At 44.3% G+C, this 17,463-nt stretch carries 16 protein-coding genes; 8 read left to right on the top strand and 8 right to left on the bottom strand.

Annotated elements, in window-relative coordinates:
- Positions 1 to 2,282 (top strand): phosphoribosylformylglycinamidine synthase subunit PurL (locus F6K38_RS23330; RefSeq protein ID WP_287357569.1); only part of this gene is annotated, 2,282 nt, incomplete at its 5' end.
- Between the two features lie 182 nt (positions 2,283 to 2,464).
- Here the strand turns inward: F6K38_RS23330 and F6K38_RS23335 are convergent.
- Positions 2,465 to 2,620, bottom strand: coding sequence for a hypothetical protein (locus tag F6K38_RS23335; RefSeq protein WP_154659897.1), 156 nt, complete (start codon positions 2,618 to 2,620; stop codon positions 2,465 to 2,467).
- A 5-nt stretch (positions 2,621 to 2,625) separates the two neighbouring features.
- Between F6K38_RS23335 and F6K38_RS23340 the strand changes: the two genes are divergently transcribed.
- From F6K38_RS23340 to F6K38_RS23350, 3 genes are all read left to right on the top strand, one after another.
- Positions 2,626 to 3,603 (top strand): RpnC/YadD family protein, encoded by a 978-nt coding sequence (locus F6K38_RS23340; protein WP_009149711.1) that lies wholly within the window; start codon positions 2,626 to 2,628, stop codon positions 3,601 to 3,603.
- Between the two features lie 406 nt (positions 3,604 to 4,009).
- Positions 4,010 to 5,044, top strand: coding sequence for a signal peptidase I (lepB, locus tag F6K38_RS44360; protein WP_009149709.1), 1,035 nt, complete (start codon positions 4,010 to 4,012; stop codon positions 5,042 to 5,044).
- Positions 5,045 to 5,111: 67 nt separating this feature from the next.
- Positions 5,112 to 5,588 (top strand): GUN4 domain-containing protein, encoded by a 477-nt coding sequence (locus F6K38_RS23350; protein ID WP_009149707.1) that lies wholly within the window; start codon positions 5,112 to 5,114, stop codon positions 5,586 to 5,588.
- 730 nt (positions 5,589 to 6,318) lie between these two features.
- Here the strand turns inward: F6K38_RS23350 and F6K38_RS23355 are convergent.
- Positions 6,319 to 6,858 (bottom strand): EF-hand domain-containing protein, encoded by a 540-nt coding sequence (locus F6K38_RS23355; RefSeq protein ID WP_009149703.1) that lies wholly within the window; start codon positions 6,856 to 6,858, stop codon positions 6,319 to 6,321.
- A gap of 553 nt (positions 6,859 to 7,411) precedes the next feature.
- Positions 7,412 to 8,539, bottom strand: a complete 1,128-nt coding sequence (gene hppD, locus F6K38_RS23360) for a 4-hydroxyphenylpyruvate dioxygenase (RefSeq protein WP_287357571.1) — start codon at positions 8,537 to 8,539, stop codon at positions 7,412 to 7,414.
- 119 nt (positions 8,540 to 8,658) lie between these two features.
- On the opposite strand from hppD, the gene F6K38_RS23365 reads away from it, so the two are divergent.
- The gene (locus F6K38_RS23365) at positions 8,659 to 8,931 is read left to right on the top strand and encodes a hypothetical protein (RefSeq protein WP_154659895.1); all 273 of its coding nucleotides are present in this window, start codon (positions 8,659 to 8,661) and stop codon (positions 8,929 to 8,931) included.
- Positions 8,932 to 8,972: 41 nt separating this feature from the next.
- Here F6K38_RS23365 and F6K38_RS23370 read toward each other — a convergent pair whose 3' ends face one another.
- From F6K38_RS23370 to F6K38_RS23385, 4 genes are all read right to left on the bottom strand, one after another.
- Positions 8,973 to 10,568, bottom strand: coding sequence for a mechanosensitive ion channel domain-containing protein (locus F6K38_RS23370; protein WP_287357573.1), 1,596 nt, complete (start codon positions 10,566 to 10,568; stop codon positions 8,973 to 8,975).
- A 6-nt stretch (positions 10,569 to 10,574) separates the two neighbouring features.
- Positions 10,575 to 11,408, bottom strand: coding sequence for a c-type heme family protein (locus F6K38_RS23375; protein ID WP_287254102.1), 834 nt, complete (start codon positions 11,406 to 11,408; stop codon positions 10,575 to 10,577).
- Positions 11,371 to 11,604, bottom strand: a complete 234-nt coding sequence (locus F6K38_RS23380) for a hypothetical protein (protein WP_287254101.1) — start codon at positions 11,602 to 11,604, stop codon at positions 11,371 to 11,373. Before F6K38_RS23380 ends, F6K38_RS23375 begins: the two co-directional genes overlap by 38 nt.
- A 291-nt stretch (positions 11,605 to 11,895) precedes the next feature.
- Complete coding sequence (locus F6K38_RS23385; RefSeq protein ID WP_287254099.1) at positions 11,896 to 12,915, bottom strand: helix-turn-helix domain-containing protein; 1,020 nt, start codon at positions 12,913 to 12,915, stop codon at positions 11,896 to 11,898.
- Positions 12,916 to 13,232: 317 nt separating this feature from the next.
- Here F6K38_RS23385 and F6K38_RS23390 point away from each other — a divergent pair, with 317 nt between their 5' ends.
- Complete coding sequence (locus F6K38_RS23390; protein WP_287254097.1) at positions 13,233 to 14,579, top strand: IS200/IS605 family accessory protein TnpB-related protein; 1,347 nt, start codon at positions 13,233 to 13,235, stop codon at positions 14,577 to 14,579.
- Between the two features lie 405 nt (positions 14,580 to 14,984).
- Positions 14,985 to 16,511 (top strand): arylsulfatase B, encoded by a 1,527-nt coding sequence (locus F6K38_RS23395; RefSeq protein ID WP_287251978.1) that lies wholly within the window; start codon positions 14,985 to 14,987, stop codon positions 16,509 to 16,511.
- 334 nt (positions 16,512 to 16,845) lie between these two features.
- On the opposite strand, the gene F6K38_RS23400 is transcribed toward F6K38_RS23395, so the two are convergent.
- Positions 16,846 to 17,025: a hypothetical protein gene (locus F6K38_RS23400; RefSeq protein WP_287251980.1), complete on the bottom strand. Its 180-nt coding sequence runs from the start codon at positions 17,023 to 17,025 to the stop codon at positions 16,846 to 16,848.
- On the opposite strand from F6K38_RS23400, the gene F6K38_RS23405 reads away from it, so the two are divergent.
- Positions 16,937 to 17,463 (top strand): sulfatase-like hydrolase/transferase (locus F6K38_RS23405; protein WP_502709589.1); only part of this gene is annotated, 527 nt, incomplete at its 3' end. The genes F6K38_RS23400 and F6K38_RS23405 overlap by 89 nt on opposite strands.

Here is a 17,463-nt window from a genome sequence, read left to right on the forward strand (position 1 = left end):
GAGCTCGCCCGATTGCGGTCTTAAACTCTCTGCGCTTTGGGAGTTTGGATAATGCCAACACTAGACGATTGTTTAATGGGGTAGTAGCAGGAATCAGTCACTATGGCAATTGCGTGGGTGTCCCTACTGTAGGGGGAGAAGTTTACTTTGACCGGGCATACACTGGTAATCCCTTGGTGAATGTGATGGCTCTGGGACTGATGGAAACTCCGGAAATTGTTACCTCTGGAGCCTCTGGGGTTGGAAATCCTGTGCTCTATGTCGGGTCCACTACCGGTAGAGATGGGATGGGAGGGGCAAGTTTTGCTAGTGCGGAACTTACCGATCAATCCCTAGATGACCGCCCAGCGGTGCAAGTGGGGGACCCGTTCCTAGAAAAGTCTCTAATTGAAGCCTGTCTTGAGGCATTTCAAACCGGTGCGGTAGTAGCTGCTCAAGATATGGGCGCGGCTGGGATAACCTGTTCGACCTCAGAAATGGCAGCTAAAGGTGGCTTGGGTATTGAGTTCGATTTAGACCTGGTGCCAGCGCGAGAAACCGGTATGGTGCCTTATGAATACCTGCTGTCGGAATCCCAAGAACGAATGCTGTTTGTTGCCCACAAGGGTCGAGAACAGGAACTGATAGATATTTTCCACCGTTGGGGACTCCATGCTGTGGTAGCAGGTAAGGTAATCGAGGAACCTTTGGTCAGGATTTTGTTCCAAGGGGAGGTAGCAGCAGAAATCCCAGCTACTGCTCTAGCAGATAATACTCCAATTTATCAGCGGGAGCTATTGACAGAACCACCAGACTATGCATTGAAGGCTTGGGAATGGCATGGGGAATCCCTCCCTCCCTGTAATGTTACAGGTATTGACATTAACGGCAAACATCACAGTTGGAATGACATCCTACTTCAACTCCTAGATACTCCTACTATTGCGTCGAAACGTTGGGTTTATCGCCAGTACGACCACCAAGTCCAAAATAATACCTTAATTCTGCCAGGAAACGCTGATGCTGCGGTGATTCGGTTACGCCCACAAGGGTTGAATGTTGAAAGGTTGAATGTTGAAAGGTTGAATGTTGAAAGGTTGAAGGTTGAAGGGTTGAATGTTGAAAGGTTGAATGTTGAAAGGTTGAATGTTGTTCGCGAAGCGTGGCCGAAAGGCCAAGGTTCAACCGAAACTAACCTACCCTACGGGAACGCCAAAGGCGAACAACCTACTAACCTTCAACCTCCTAACCTTCAACCTCCTAACCTTCAACCTCCTAACCTTCAACCTCCTAACCTTCAACCTGCTAACCTTCGACCTGCTAACCTTCGATCTGTAACCTCTAATGCTGGTGTGGCGGCAACTGTGGATTGTAATTCCCGTTATGTTTATCTTGACCCCTATGAAGGGGCAAAGGCTGTGGTAGCAGAAGCAGCACGGAATCTGAGCTGTGTGGGTGCAGAACCTTTGGCAGTGACGGATAATCTGAATTTTGGTTCTCCAGAAAAGCCTGTGGGTTACTGGCAACTGGCCTCTGCTTGTGCAGGAATAGCAGAGGCTTGCCGGGTAATGGGCACTCCTGTGACTGGGGGTAATGTTTCTTTGTATAACGAAACCATTGATAGTGACGGCAATCCTGAGTCGATTTACCCTACGCCAGTGGTGGGGATGGTGGGATTAATTGCTGATATTACTAAAACCTGTGGTCAAGGTTGGCAAGCTGAAGGGGATTTAATCTATTTATTAGGATTGGGGACTAAATACTGGGAGAATAGTCAATCCCAAATTACATCCCAAATTACATTAGGTGCGTCCGAGTATCTGGCAACGATTCATGGCATGGTTGCGGGCAAGCCACCAGTAGTGGATTTTGATTTAGAGCGTCGTATCCAAACGGTAACGCGAGAGGGTATCGGTCAAGGTTGGATAAATTCTGCTCATGACTGTGCTGAAGGGGGATTAGTGGTGGCTTTGGCTGAATCCTGTATCCCAGGTAAGTTGGGGGCAGACATTACTCTAGGCTATAGGTCCGAGTCGTTAGACCTGCGCTGGGATGAAGTGCTCTTTGGTGAGGGGGGGAGTCGGATTCTGGTTTCTGTAAGTCCTCAACACCAAACAAGTTGGGAATCTTATCTACAGCAAAAGTTAGGGGATGAGGGATATTGGCAACAACTGGGTGTTGTTCAAGGGGAAAATGCTGGTTTACGAGTACTGGTGGGCAATGGTCAGTGTGTGATTGAGGTGACAGTTCAGGAGATGTATGATTGTTGGGAGAATGGGATTGAAAGGCGTTTGAGGGTTTAGGAGGGAATCGGGAATCGGGAATCGGGAATCGGGAATCGGGAAACAATCTTGTTTACCTTATTATGATGAGAAACGGTTTAGCGATGTTCCTCTGGAACCGCTTTGGGATTGACCTTGGCCTTTGGGCCACGCTACGCGAACGCAATCTTTAAAAACCTTAAGGTAAGCATTCAGCTATCAGCTTATGCCCATAGCGTAACCTCCTTGAGGTGCTTTTGAATAAAATAAGCTGACGGCTGACGGCTGATGGCTGAATGCTTACACCTTAAGCAGGAATTGGCTGGATAGGGATTGGCTGACAAGGGCTTTGCTAAGATAGCATAATTCAGTTTTCTCATACTCAATGACCAATCCAAGAGCCGATTACGATAATCCCTGGAAAGAAGCGCTTTCCATCTATTTTGAATCCTTCATGGCATTCTTTTTTCCCGAGATTGATCGTAACATTGACTGGGAAAGAGGCTATGAATTTCTTGATACAGAATTCCAACAGGTGGCTCGAGATGCAGAAATTGGCAGCAGGGAAGCCGATAAACTGGTCAAAGTTTGGCGACAAGACGGTGAAGAAACGTGGGTACTGATTCATGTGGAAGTACAGAGTCAGGCTCAGTCAGTCTTTGCGGAAAGGATGTACGTCTACAACTATCGCATCTTTGATATGTATCGACGGAAGGTAGTCAGTTTAGCTGTTCTCGCTGATGATGAAGAGTCTTGGCGACCAAGTGAATACAATTACGAGATTTGGGGTTGTCGAGTTTTATTGCAGTTTCCAGTAGCTAAGCTGTTAGATTATCAGCTGTCTAAACTAGAACAAAGCACTAATCCTTTTGCTGTGATTGTGGCTGCACATCGCACCACTCAGCAAACTGTTCAAAATCCCGAGGGACGGTATCAGGGCAAATTAACCATTGCCAAGAGTCTTTATCAACGAGGGTATAGTAGACAAGATATCCTAGAATTATTCCGGCTCATCGACTGGATGATGACATTACCGGATAGCTTTCAGATTGGGTTTAAACAGCAAGTCAGACGTTTTGAGGAGGAAAGCACAATGCCCTATGTTACCAGTATAGAGCGCCTTGCTCGTAAAGAGGGGATGGAAGAAGGCATTCTCCAAACTAGTCGAGAGACTCTTTTGGAAGTCCTTCAGGTACGATTTGAGGATGTGCCAAGGGAGTTGGTTGAGACAATTAACCAGATTGAGTCGGTCTCTGTGTTGAAAACCTTGCATCGACAAGGAATTACTATTGCTTCTGTTGAAGAGTTTCAGGGTTGGCTTGACCAATTGCTATCTTTTGAGCAGGAACAGGAGGAAGGTTGAATAGGGTGCATCTTTTTGTTGTAAATCTATAAATCAGGGGAGGGTGGGGAGGGTGGGCAGATGGGGGGATAGGGGAGATTTTTATTCAGGGTAATTATCCTGAGATGATATTAGCCTTCAATGGTCGTATTTTTGCAAAAGTGAGTCCACCCGGTTGAATACCGGTTATAGGGAGATAGATTCGGAAGTTTAAAAGGGGAGAGCGATGTTCCAAAAGAACCGCTTTGCGAACGCACATGTTGAAAATCATACCCTGATTCAGCAACGCCGTAATTTTTAGTTAAATTTAGTTAAATGATTTAACAATTCGAGATAAATCATTATGGAATAGATGTGAGAGTGTATGGTAATGTGAGCTAAAAAGGTGCAAAATTCGAGTATCATCAGGTTGTTGTAAAAGCAATTCATGTCTCAATCAGGACAAATTTTATCTCAATCTAATTCGGGAAAAGAACCTTGGCTGGCGGTCAATTTATCATCTTTTTGGCCGGGATTAGGTCAACTCTATGGAGGCAAATCCATTCGAGGATGGATTTTGATAGTTACTGAAATTCTCTTATTGAGTTTGGGTGTATGGTTAATAGTTTTTGACACGACGACAAATACAGGTCTCGGTTTCATTTTTTTGATAGCTGCTATAATAATTAGTTTATGGAATCTTTTTGATGCCTATAGTTGTACTAGAAAAGTCAATAATTTAAGCTTTGAACGCCTAAGGAAAGACAATAAAGATCCGTGGCTAGCTGTTTTTTTATCAAGAATAATTCCAGGACTGGGTCATTTCTATCTAAAAAAATATTTAATTGGTATTTTATTATTGGTTTTATTTATAGCCTCAACCATTTTCCCATTAGCTCCAATTATTTTTCAAGGTATTGTTGCATATTACGCTTATGTGGCATCACCAGTTCGTAGAGAAAGAACAAAAAACACTATAATCATCGTTGCTATTTTCATAATTTTGACTGCTTTGATTGCGCCCTTATCGAGAAATCTGGTAGAAGCTCGCTATATCCCATCAGGATCAATGCTGCCGACACTGCAAATTAATGATCGTTTAATTATCAACAAGTGGAGTTACTCTTTCCAAGAGATACAACGAAAAGATATTGTAGTTTTTTTGCCAACGGAGAAACTAAAAGAGCAAAATTTTAAAGATGCATTTATTAGTCGGATCATTGGTCTCCCAGGAGATAAGATAGAAGTCAATGGTGGCAAGGTTTATGTTAATAATCAACCGTTGGAAGAAAACTATATTGAAGAACCCCCTCAGTACAGCTGGGGTCCTGTAACAGTGCCGCCTGATTCTTACACTGTCCTAGGAGATAACCGTAATAATAGTTATGACAGTCACCATTGGGGATTTGTCCCTAGGGAAAATATTATTGGGAAAGCTACTAAACGATTTTGGCCTCTGGATCGGGCTGGTGCCATAAAGTAACAATAGAGCTGGTCAATCCTCTACCTTTTCCTAAGGCTATTAACGTAAAACTTCGGCAGGTATTACGATGAGTAACGATAATTATTATCCAAGACATAGCGTTGATTATTCAAAGCTACAGCAGCTTCTTTCGGAAGGTAAGTGGAGAGAAGCAGACTATGAGACATACCTTGTAATGCTAGAAGTAGTTGGTCGTAAAGAGGGAGATTGGATCAGACCAGAAGAGATAAAAAACTTTCCCACTACTGACCTCTTAGCTATTGATAAGTTATGGATAAAATATAGTTCCGATAAATTTGGATTTAGTATCCAAAAGAAAATTTATATTGATAATAAACAATCTGTAGAAAAATTATCAATACAAGACTCTGGAATCATATCTAATGAGTCGGTTGAGTTTGTCAAGCGTGTTGGTTGGCAGATGGATAGTTACAAAGATCTGATCTTTGACATTACTCAAGCACCGAAAGGACATTTACCTGGATGCTGGGCGTTTCGATTTTTTGGTTTTGGTTGGTATCTCATGTCGCACAAGGGGATATAGTTTAAATGTTTGCTCTTGAGTGCCGGTGCCACCAAAGCAGATACCTGTCTATCCCTCATTCATCCCGTAATTCAGCAACGCTGAATTTAAATATCCTATCTAAGGATGCTATTTTCCTTTGGAACCGCTTCGCGAACGCAAACAAAAACCTCCCGGAATAAAAGCGTTAAACTGTGGAAAAGTCCTGCTCAAGGGAGTCTTTATTTACTATAATTATATCAACTAATTTTTATGTTATATTGGCGTCAATTATTATCCCCGATTCCCGATTCCCGATTCCCGATTCCCGATTCCCGATTCCCTTAATTTTATGGATAATGATATCGTTTTGTTTCTAGCTACTGTTGGTTTACTGATCCTGTATCTGGTATTTTCTGCCCTAACTGAAATGGGTACTAAGTTTCCTTGGAAGAAATAGTTGATGGGTTTTATCAAGTGGTATAGCGCTACGGGTAAGTCAGAAGTCAGAAGTCAGAAGTCAGAAGTAAGCTATGACTAAGTTTCGGAGTTTAGGAATGTCAAACACCTTAATGCGTAGTGCTATATAGTAAATAATCTGGGTATCCCTTGTTGTGTAAGAAGTTTAGGACTAACTAAATAGCAAAAGGTGTACCCAGTCTTATTGATTTATACATCTATTGGACAATAAAATATTGCAAAATAAAATTCTGGAATGTCTGAACGTCGAATTCGATCCATGGAAAATACCTGAAATTAATACCGTAAAAATTTAATAGGAACCCCAAAAGTAATTTCCTGGAGATTTTGGATTATCACTGCGGAAAAATTCATCCATCAAGGTAAAAAGCTCTTCCTCAGAGATATGTCCATCACTATTCAAATCGAGATGGCCAAAATTTTCCCTTGCCCAACTAGCATCAACACCATAGGCACTGACCAAATCTACATACTCTTGCTGACTAATTTCTCCATTGTCATCCTGATCAAGTAAAGCAAAAAAGACATCACATTGCAATTGAATAAGGGGTTCATAGGCATCTGAGTGAATCAGATTGTCGTAATACTTAAACCATTCCTCAAGGGTGATTTCTGCATCGCTGTTTTGATCAGCCAAACTCAAGTTATTCCACATGGAAACCAAGATTGAACGCAGATAAGCATATTGCCAAGAATTAGGTTTTAGCCCTCGTGAACTAGCCAGTTTATTCAAAATCAGATGAAAATCATCTTGGTTGAGAGTTCCACCTGAATCAGCATCGATATTATTGAATAATGTTGTTAATTTTTTTTGTTGTAATGCGGTTAACATTTAAAACTCACCTTTGATGACACTTTATGGTTTTTGAGTTTAAGATGAGGAACTCATTAGTCTAAACACTTTCCGTCGAAACGACTTGTTTTACCATAGTTTGACCTAGAAGGTAAAGGACTCTAAAATAAAGGACTGACCGCCCCCGTTTTTTTTTCTTAGACGACACCTTCCCACTCTTACTTCCCATTATTTTATGGTCTATAAAACTAAGGTTTGTCACTATACAGAGAATTCTACTGGATACTTGATATTCGTTACAAGTTAAAAGCTAAGGCATTTTGTCAATACCTCCAAGTAGAGAAATTAACCTTGAGCATTATAGCAATTATACGACTTGTGAGGTACAAATTTCTGGTTTTTAGGGAGTAGGGAGCAGGGAGCAGGGAGCAGGGAGCAGGGAGCAGGGATCAGGGAGAAGGGAAGAGGGAAGAGGGAAAAAATAATGTGTACCTCATGAGTCCTATAAACGCTATATTAACCTAAGCATAAGTTGATAGCTGATAGCTGATAGCTGATAGCTGTTCGCGTAGCGTGCGCGTAGCGCATTAGCTTAGGTTCCTAAACTTCCTCGCTTGTTCTGTTCCCGCTCGATGGCTTCAAACAAAGCACGAAAATTACCTTCTCCAAAGCCCTTGGCCTGAAAGCGGCGCTCAATCACTTCAAAAAAGAAAGTAGGCTTGCCAAAAATTGGCTTGGTGAAGGTTTGAAGTAACAAAGATTGGGGAAACTCTTGCTGCCAATCTACTAAAATTTGTCTGGTAGCAATTTCTTCCCATTCTGCTGGTGGTAAAGGTAAATTAGAGCCCCCTGGTCTTTGCCGCAACTCGCTATAGTAGCTGGGAGGAACTTCAATAAACGGTAAACCTCGACCACGGAGTTGCGCGATCGCTTCTACTATATTGCTAGTTCTAAGAGCAATATGCTGGATTCCTGGTCCACCATTGAAATCTAGAAATTCCTGAATCTGGGAATTAGCAGAAGTTGGTTCATTGATCGGCAACTGCACTTTACCAGTGGGATGAACCATGACCTGAGAGTATAAACCAGACTGTTGTGTCTTAATAGAAAATATTTGTTGTGGGCAAAATCCCAGCACGTGTTGATACCAATTTACTGCCCGTTCTAACTCACCAGCCGCTACATTAAGCACTACATGATCAATGGTGGTGAACATGGTCTGAGGATGGTTATTTCCCTGGTTTCCCTCTATACTGAGGGAGGGTGGCTTACCCTGAGCAGTCTTCGTGATCCAGTTCAACTGAGCCGGGAAAAACGATTCGTCACAGATGCCATCTCGCTCAACCAGGGTATGAACCAGAGAACCCCAGGAGGGGATTCTACTCCACTTTAGGCGTCCCTGTCTTTGAAATTGCTCCTGAGGTGGTTGTACCACTTGGTTGCCCTGAGCGGACGTATTCTCAATCACCGCTTCCAGGTCTTCTACTAGAAAAGCGATGTCAGCCACCCCAGGAGGATGTAGACGCAAAAACTCAGCAATAGGACTTGCTGATGTTAGAGGTGAAGAGATAAGAAACGTGATTGAGCCACTTTTTACAACTTCTGTGTAGGTATGGTAACTACTGCCACTGGCGACCCGTTGAAAGCCAAGAGTGTGGACTAACCAATCAGAAAAAACTGTAGCATCTTCAACATAGAAATGAACATGATCAATTTTCATGGTTAAATCCAGTTCAAGAGATTGTAATCTTTTTAATTTTGCTCTTGTTAGAAGATTAAACCAATTTGCAGTAGGGAAAAGAGGATTACAGATATTTTACATATCTGAGTGGGTAAGTCATGGCATTTTCAGCTGATCTGACTTTTATCACTCCCCGCGCCCCCGCCCCACACTCCCCGCGCCCCCGCCCCACACTCCCCGCGCCCCCGCCCCACACTCCCCGCGCCCCCGCCCCACACTCCCCGCGCCCCCGCCCCACACTCCCCTCTCTTTCCCGATTCCCGATTCCCGATTCCCGATTCCCGATTCCCGATTCCCGATTCCCGATTCCCGATTCCCGACAACTAAACACTAATCAGATGGCCGATGTGCTTTGCGTTCGCGTAGCGTGACCTACGGTCAATAGCGTAGCGTGGCCAAAGGCCAATCGCTTTTAGCGGAAGCGAAGCTTCATCGCATCTGCTGGTAATACCTCTAAGGCAGAAATCTGCATTGTTCCAGCCAGATAGTTGCTCTGATGCTTAGCCACTACCTGGCTCAAGGGGTCTAGGAGTGTGTGATCGTCCCGTAATGCTTCAGTAAGAGACTCCTGAGTGATGACCAGAATCTCAGTCTCCATGGCAGCAGTGATGGTAACCTTTGGCAAGGGTTTACCTAAGAAAAGAGTCATCTCACCGAAGAAGTCTCCGGCTTGTAACTGTTCCACAGGAAATGGAGGGGAGTACTTGAGAAATTCCTGCCGTTGCTCAAGATCGTGAATCTCTGCTGCTAAGAGTTGGTATAGCCAGTAGAGAGACGATGTCTGCTGTGCCGCCTCATGGGCTACAGAAAATGCAGTAGGACCGATGTAGTGAGCTAGCTGATAAGCGAGCCTTTCAATCACCTGTTGATCTAATGGACTAGGGGGTTGGGCTTTCGGTCTATGAGTGAATGGTTTGACTGTAGTCTTGCCCAAGGTGATAACCACCTGTTGCTCCACCTCTAGGCAGCCTTTAACCACAATAAACATAGCGTCTTGGGGCAGATTTTTGCTACTGAGGGTTTCACCAGCATCAAATAGTAGAGGCTTGGCAGATTCGATCAGGATTTTCTGTGCTCCAAGGCTGAAGTGGCGGAAGAATTCAATGGAGCTGAGGAGTTTTAGGTGCTGCTTGTGGGAGGGGATAATATACCTAGGACTTAATCCTTCACGGCGTAACCCATACCATACTCGACGTAAGAGTTCGCGATCCGTGTGCAACGGAGCAATGTTGTAGTTTTTAGGAAAGTAGAAAAGTTTGTAAGTGATAAACAGCCCTGGATCCGCCAAGTCATATTCCCACATCCTGACTTGAATCGGTTTGTCAAGGTTAATGTTAGGGTGGGGCTGATTCAGGACTGCTCCATAGGCAGCATCAATGACTTGTTGGGGGGGAGAAGCAGCAGGAACTAAAAATTCCACAGAGCGCATCACTGGTTGTACCGTGGATGTCTTAGTAGGAATCACCGTAAGTAAGTCATCTGACAGTAACCCATTAGGAATGTAAGTCATTTCACCAGTACACTGACGTATCGCTATCGAGCGCCAGGTGATGGACTCGATGACGCCCTCTACATCACGGATAATCACTCGGTCACCAATTTGAAAGGGTTGGTCAATGCGTAGGGCTACCCCTGAAAAGAAATTACCTAAAGTAGACTGTAGAGCAAAGCCGATCACCGCTGTGATTAATGCTGAGGTGGTAAAGAAGGCTGCTATGTTTTCCCCCAGTATTCCTAAAATCAAAACCGAGCAAACTGCATAGAGTAATAGGGAAATAACTAGCTTGAGCAAGGCTGAGGGTTGTTTACCTTGGGAGCGGGCAAACCAAACATCAACTACCAGAAAGGAAAGAAAATTAACGATTACAACACTACCGCAGACCAATACCGTAATCTGTAGGTACTTCACTATCGAGTCTGATACCAGGTCTGGGTTGCTACTCACAAAGGTATAGGCTAAAAGCAACAGACCGGTGAGGCCGAGAATAGTTAAGTTTTTTGCAGTCATTTGGTTTTAGGGGATATCGTCAGAATGACTTGATGGTAAGTTGCAGTTTGAAAGCGCTTTACTCAAGCTGATTAGCAATCTATTGATGGATTGGCTGAGCTTGCCAATTTCATCAGAGCGACCATCTGGTAATTGCGAACCTTCTACCTTTCTGAGGCTGATTTCCTCCACCAAGTGAGCAATGCTGTTGAGGGGATTAACTACCCAGCGCCTGACGATTAGACTGACTGTGGTGTAAGCGATTAAGAAAATGCTGGCTAGCAGCAATAAGAATGAAAAAATAGCCTGTCGCGCTTGTTTCTCTGGCATTGACGTAGGCACAGAGAGCAACCTGATCCCAACAATCTCATTGAGCTTCCAATCAAAGCCCCTGGCATCACCATAGGTTTTAATCAAGGCTGGGGGAGCATCTTCTGGCTTGCCGTGACATTGCAAACAGCTTTGGGACTTAATCTGGATCGGTTGGGCAACGTAGACACTTTTGAGTCCTTGCTTGGTAGAGCGCTGCCCAATAATTTCCTTGAGATTGGGGTGAGTGATAAATTCTCGAATCAGCTCAACTTGCCATCCCTCAGCCAGATCTTTGAGATTGGTGGGGTTAAGCGCCCGCTCAGCATAGGTATAGCCGTCATAGTCCTGGTTCAGACCCTTGAACAATTGTTGGGCGGCATAGGAGGGGACAGTTTGGGGAAGGAACTCTTCTGTTTCCAGTTCTCGCAGCAACGGTCGAACTTGATCAGTAGTGTAGTCCCTAGCCGCCACTGCTGTACTCAACAGCACTTCCGCAGTATGAACAACTTCCTTACGAGCATTTTGTTGCTCTACAGCATAGGTGATCAACCCAGCTATGATCCAGCCGCATAAGAAAATGACTAGTATCACTAATTCCAGTCTTGTCTGTAGTTTCATCCTTAAAGGTATAGGAAAGGGAGCAGGGAGCAGGGAGTCGGGAGTCGGGAGTCGGGAATCGGGAATCGGGAATCGGGAGTCGGGAGTCGGGAGTCGGAAGTTGGGAGTAGATAAGAAAAATTTTCACAATTCCTAAACGGATTGCTATAGTCAATTTTTCGGTATTTATCCCGTTAGTACTGTTTATCGTTATTTTAGTTAAAGTTAATCCTATAGACTTCAGTAATTTCTCTAATATGTTGATTAATATAGTGGTTTTTACTTGGGTGGTTTACACAATTTTTGTATTTTAATAATTTAGAATGCGCAAAATTATATATTCCCTGTTTTTTGTTCCCTGCTCCCTGCTCCCTAAAACCCAAGAATTTGTACCTGAATGAATTGCAAACCGCTGTATTTATCAATCGATACCCAAGGCTTAGTTTCCAGTGTTTCGCAATGTCTCTGAAGGTAACTCCCCAAACATAGCTTTGTAATCTCTAGTAAAATGACAAGGACTGTAGAACCCAAATTCACTAGCAAGGATGGCTATGGTACAACGTTCTGGTTCACTTGCCTTCAAGCGTTCTCGCACTGCATTAAGTCGTCGTACCTTGAGATAGCGCATGGGACTCAAGCCAAATAAGTCCTGAAAACCATAAGATAAGGCAGAACTGCTAGACCCTAAATTTTGAGCTAGCTGTTTTAAGGTCAGAGGTTTTTCCAAGTGTGCTAGCATTTTTTTTTCAGCTTGGGCAATCAACTTTGCTCTTCGAGAAGCTTTGAGAAAACACTTGGAATTTAACTTAGTGGGAATATTACTAATCAACAAAGGAAGGAAATCATCCCTAACGAGTTCCTCAATATGAGGTTGTTGTAACCAATTGGGTTTATGTACTGCTAACCAAATAAGTTCTTTCACGTAATCTTTAATTTCGTTCATCCCCGTTGGTAGCAAATTCACATGATTTTTACTTCGGAACTTATCGTCTAGATCCTGGCGTTGTAGTTGGTCTGCATAAGCATCAAATGTTGGAACAGGGATTATAATTTGTGTCAACGTTATACCTTGAGGAAAGATTGCATCTGCTCCCTTGCCATTGAAACCAAAAATAGTCCTTTGAGGCTCCACAGGGTGACGGAAGGAGTAATATTCTTTTTCATTTTCAGAGTAAATTATCCCAAAACATATGTATTCATTTTGTCCCTCACCCGACAATTGAATCCCTTGGTTGACCTGATTATATACAAAAAATAAGTTACCAACCTGAATCGACAAAAACTTAGCTTGAAGAGGACCGGGACTGAGTTGTATTATTTCCCTATTTTTATACTTAAAAAACTCTTTGACACTATCCACATCTGTAATGGATTTGGAGACAATATTCTGATTGCCTGTCCCAGGATCATCCTCAGGTTGGGTAGTTTTACTATTGTTGGCATCAATCAACAAAGTCATTTTGGCACCCCCCTAGAAAAAAATATTCCAACTACCTATAAGTAAAACTAATACAATTTGAAAATTAGTTATTTAATTCTTATAGCTTAGAAAGTTGGAATTTTTGATTATTCACAGAGATAGCTTACCACTAAGATTGTATTGAACAAGACGTGAGACGCATTCCCCCACTTGGCCGCAGGCCACGCTACGCGAACGTCCAAGTGGGGGTTAGTCCACGCCAACAACAATAGCCAAAAACCTGGAACATCAATCAAACTATTGTCGTCTACATTTTTGTAGGCTAAAATATTAACTAGCGATATTTTTCGAGACCAGTGAAAACGTCAAGCAAAGTTATCAGAACTGACAAATGGAAACTAAACCCGTCTTCCAAGCAAAAGGGATTGTTTGATGAGACGGTCAAAGTTTATCGTCAGGCTTGTAAATACTTGGTTGGCATTATTTATACTCATTGGTCTGAGCTTGGTGGATTGACAGCGGATCAGTTAACTCCTGCTGTCGAAAAGTTAATGCATGAAACAGCAAAGCGTCCAAATATCAAATATCCACAGTTCAATAAAGCTTTCTACAAGTTCCCTAGTTATTACCGTCGAGCCGCCATCGCATTTGCAGCTGGACAGGTTAGTAGTTTCGTTACTAGATATTGCGAATGGCAATCTGGTAATCGAAAAAGGAAAGATAGTAAACCGCCAAGACTAAATGCTGATACTGGTTGCTATCCTGCCTTGTATAAAGGGCAATGTTACAAGATGCATGGTTTCGACCAAGTAGAAATCAAAGTTTTTGATGGCAAAAACTGGGTCTGGACTATGGTTCAGATTACCGGCTTGAGAGAAAGGCATCAGGTAGCTACAAATAAAATGATGTCGCCTTTGTTGGTTTTCAATGATAGGTACTGCCATTTGTCCGTCCCATTCACTTGTAAGCCAGAAAAACGAAAACCAGAGGCTAATGTTACTGCGGTAGATTTAGGTATCAACACTACTGCTACCGTAGCAGTTGTAACCGATGACGGCACTGTAATCCATTGTGAGTTTATTCATCTTGGAAGAGACATAGACCGTAGGGACAAACGACTAAAATCCGTGTCAAAAAGAGCATCAAAAACGATGGGCAAAGGAGGAAAACTTCATATTGGGTTTTGCTCCAAAACTTATCAAAAATGTCAAAGAATCAATACCCAGATCAGCCATGTTGTTTCTAGACGGATTGTGGGGATTTCTGAAAAGTTTAATTCTGAAGTAATTGTATTTGAGAATCTCAAAGGGTGGAAGCCAAGAGGTGGAAAAAGGCGCTCCAACTTAAGGCAAAGATTCCACGGATGGCTCAAAGAGAAAATCCGCGACTTTACGGAAATGAAATGGGCTGAGTTGGGTGGTAAGGTGATAGAAGTTATCGCCGCCTATACTTCAAAATTGGCTTTTGATGGCTCTGGTACGGTTAAACGAAATTCAAAAAAATACTCCTTGGCAACCTTCCCTTCAGGTAAGGGGTTTAATGCGGATTTAAACGGAGCTTACAACATTGGTGCCAGGGGCGTGTTCAAACTCACTCGCAGAAATGACGAGGAGGGTCGTTCCAGCAAAAGATCTCGACGACCGCCTAGAAGCTGGGCTTGCTTGTGTGACCTGTGGACGCTTCGTAGTTCCAGGTTAGCATAGGACACCACCACCTCGTTCAGGTGGTGGAAGCTTCATACCCCTATAATCTCGTAGAACTGTACTGGCAATAGAGTTAATTTGTTGAGAATGAGCTAGTTTTTTTCTCAATAAGCCACAGCTTATTGATTCTTGCGCTTACCCTGCAAGCAATTATAAGTAAAACTTATAATTGCTTGCAAATTAGTTAATTATATTTTATAGCTGAGAAAGTTGGAATTTTTGATTATCCACAGAGATAGCTTACCAATAAGCTAGGGAATGTGTGCAAAGTCAATTTCCGAATAGCCAAAAAAAAAATAGACCTCCTTCCGTGAGTCCTAAGGGCATTAATACGAAGAGGTCTTGCTGTAAGAAAAAGACCAGCAACAAACAAAATATCCTCTAAATTCAGGAGTTTTTGGGTTCGTGAAACGAGTTATAAAAACGGGAGTCGCGATCGCGACCTCCCTTCTACTATTTCTTTCGGGAATTCTGTCAGGGTTCCCGACTGCTCTTGCCGCCCCCCCGGTGCTTAAGCCTAACATTATTGTGATTTTGGCAGATGACCTGGGTAATGCCGATCTAGGCTATCGCGGTAGCGAGATCCGGACACCGAATATTGACAAGCTTGCGAATACAGGCGTGCGCTTGGAATCATACTACGGTTTGCCCGTATGCACTCCAGCACGAGCAGCCCTGTTGACAGGGCGTTACCCCATGCGCCACGGCTTGCAGACTAACACTATCTTCCCCGCACATACCTACGGTTTGCCCACGGATGAGGTGACTCTGGCTGACGCGCTTAAAAAAGCGGGTTACGAAACGGCAATGGTCGGCAAATGGCACCTCGGCCACGCTTATAAGGATTATTGGCCGCAGAATCGCGGCTTTGACTACTTCTATGGCAACGTCATGGGTGAGGTAGATTATGATACCAAGGAGGATAAAAGTGGTTTGGAAATCGACTGGCAGCGCAACGGTAAAAGGTTAGAAATTGTACCACCCGAAGACGGCTACTACACCGAGTTGATTGGGGACGAAGCCGTAAAGCTAATCCATCAACACGACCAGTCGAATCCGTTTTTCCTCTATTTCGCTTCCCTGGCCCCCCACACTCCATTGCAAGCCCCTCGAAAAGATCGCAAAGCTTATAAGGATCTGTTTCCGGGTCGTGAGAATAAGGAGAAGCGCACCTACGCAGCGATGATAACTAGTCTCGACGATCAGGTCGGTCGTATGCTCGATGCTCTCGAAGAGGAAGGTATGCGCGAGAACACGCTGATCTTCTTCTCTACCGACAACGGTGGCAGCGGAGTAAGGCCCAAATTTTTATACGGACCGGATGCTACAGTTCCAGACGACTCGCCAGTCTCTAACGAGCCTTTCCGGGGTGGTAAGACGAGCCTTTCCGAGGGCGGAGTGCGTTTACCGGCAATCGTGAACTGGCCAGCCCAACTCCAGCCAGCAGTAGTGGACGAACCTCTACACCATGTAGATATCATGCCTACCCTACTGGCTCTTGCCGGGGGTAAGGGCGGTCTCCTTCATCCTTTCGACGGGAAAGACGCATGGGCGACCCTTGCTGAAGGGGCTCCCTCACCCCATGAGGAGATTTTGATTAACGTCGAGACCTATCGCGGGGCTATCATCCGCAAAGACAATGGGCACAGGTGGAAGCTGATCAAATACGCAACTCTTCCGGGTAAGACCGAGCTATTCGATCTCTCTCAGGACAAGGAAGAGCAGAATAATGTTGCCTTGCTGTATCCAGATATCGCGGAATATCTCGAAGCGCGGCTTGTTGCCTACGCAAAGGAGCAGAAATTCAGCGAGTGGCTCAAAGCCCAGGCTGAGTTTATGGATGAGCAGGGGATACCCTTCTTCGATCCCGATTTTGACGTAGAGGATGGTGGCCCACTAGACCAAATACCAGTATTGCCGGACAACTTCTAGTAGTCGCTGTAGGGCGGGCACTGCCCGCCCTTTCAAGGTGCAGCAACGATATTTTTTGTTCTCGTTGCTCTCTAGCACGAGCCCATCCCAAAGCCAATTCACGCGCTTTGGGTCTGTCAACCTTTTTTATGATGGGCGAATACTTTCCGACAGATGAGTATATGAGTCCCGAGGAGTTTGATAAGAAATTTGATTGTAAGCTACCGCCTGCTTCGTAATAGCCAAAAGAGGAGAAGTCACCCTCTATGCTAACGATCGATTTATCGTGACCTAGGGGAAATGATTCGGTAACGAAACTCAACATGTTCCCTTTCATTACTGTTGTTTATGAGGTTTAATCAATGATTTGGAATCGAATTTGGAAGGTGGCTGCGGTCATGGCGATCGCGCTGTCTCTCTTGCTAGAGACAACCGCCCTACCAGCAATGGCACAATCGACAGATGGCTCGGTGCTGCCATTCCCACCAGTGCCATCAGCCAGCACTGCCGGACCGACTTTGCAAGAGTCCACCATGATCCGGCGCGAAGAACCGAACTATATACCCATCGAAAATCCGCCCAACATCCTGATTATCCTGCTGGATGATGTAGGCTTCGGGCAGGCTGACACCTTTGGTGGCGAGATCCACACGCCGACTCTAAGCCGTCTGTGGGATGAAGGAATTGCCTATAACACCTTTCACACCACCTCCATCTGCTCGCCCACCCGCGCCGCTCTCTTAACGGGGCGCAATCACCACCGGGCCCAGACAGGTAGCATTACAGAACGGGCACTGGACTGGGATGGTTACCTGGGGGTTATTCCCAAGACCTCTGCCACGGTCGCGGAAGTTTTGAGGGAATATGGCTACAAAACCTCTGCTTTTGGCAAATGGCACAATACCCCAGCCAATGAGACCACGGCAATGGGCCCCTTCGATCGCTGGCCTACCGGGTATGGTTTCGACTATTA

It is taken from the genome of Moorena sp. SIO3B2 (genome assembly GCF_010692525.1).
GTDB classification, from domain to species: Bacteria; Cyanobacteriota; Cyanobacteriia; order Cyanobacteriales; family Coleofasciculaceae; genus Moorena; species Moorena producens.

What these genes read in the sequence shown, in the direction of transcription:
- F6K38_RS23335 (WP_154659897.1), bottom strand. Translation starts at nt 2,620, where the DNA reads ATGAGAAAACTGAATTATGCTATCTTAGCAAAGCCCTTGTCAGCCAAT.
- F6K38_RS23340 (WP_009149711.1), top strand. Translation starts at nt 2,626, where the DNA reads ATGACCAATCCAAGAGCCGATTACGATAATCCCTGGAAAGAAGCGCTT.
- lepB (WP_009149709.1), top strand. Translation starts at nt 4,010, where the DNA reads ATGTCTCAATCAGGACAAATTTTATCTCAATCTAATTCGGGAAAAGAA.
- F6K38_RS23350 (WP_009149707.1), top strand. Translation starts at nt 5,112, where the DNA reads ATGAGTAACGATAATTATTATCCAAGACATAGCGTTGATTATTCAAAG.
- F6K38_RS23355 (WP_009149703.1), bottom strand. Translation starts at nt 6,858, where the DNA reads ATGTTAACCGCATTACAACAAAAAAAATTAACAACATTATTCAATAAT.
- hppD (WP_287357571.1), bottom strand. Translation starts at nt 8,539, where the DNA reads ATGAAAATTGATCATGTTCATTTCTATGTTGAAGATGCTACAGTTTTT.
- F6K38_RS23365 (WP_154659895.1), top strand. Translation starts at nt 8,659, where the DNA reads ATGGCATTTTCAGCTGATCTGACTTTTATCACTCCCCGCGCCCCCGCC.
- F6K38_RS23370 (WP_287357573.1), bottom strand. Translation starts at nt 10,568, where the DNA reads ATGACTGCAAAAAACTTAACTATTCTCGGCCTCACCGGTCTGTTGCTT.
- F6K38_RS23385 (WP_287254099.1), bottom strand. Translation starts at nt 12,915, where the DNA reads ATGACTTTGTTGATTGATGCCAACAATAGTAAAACTACCCAACCTGAG.
- F6K38_RS23400 (WP_287251980.1), bottom strand. Translation starts at nt 17,025, where the DNA reads ATGGTGGACTCTTGCAAAGTCGGTCCGGCAGTGCTGGCTGATGGCACT.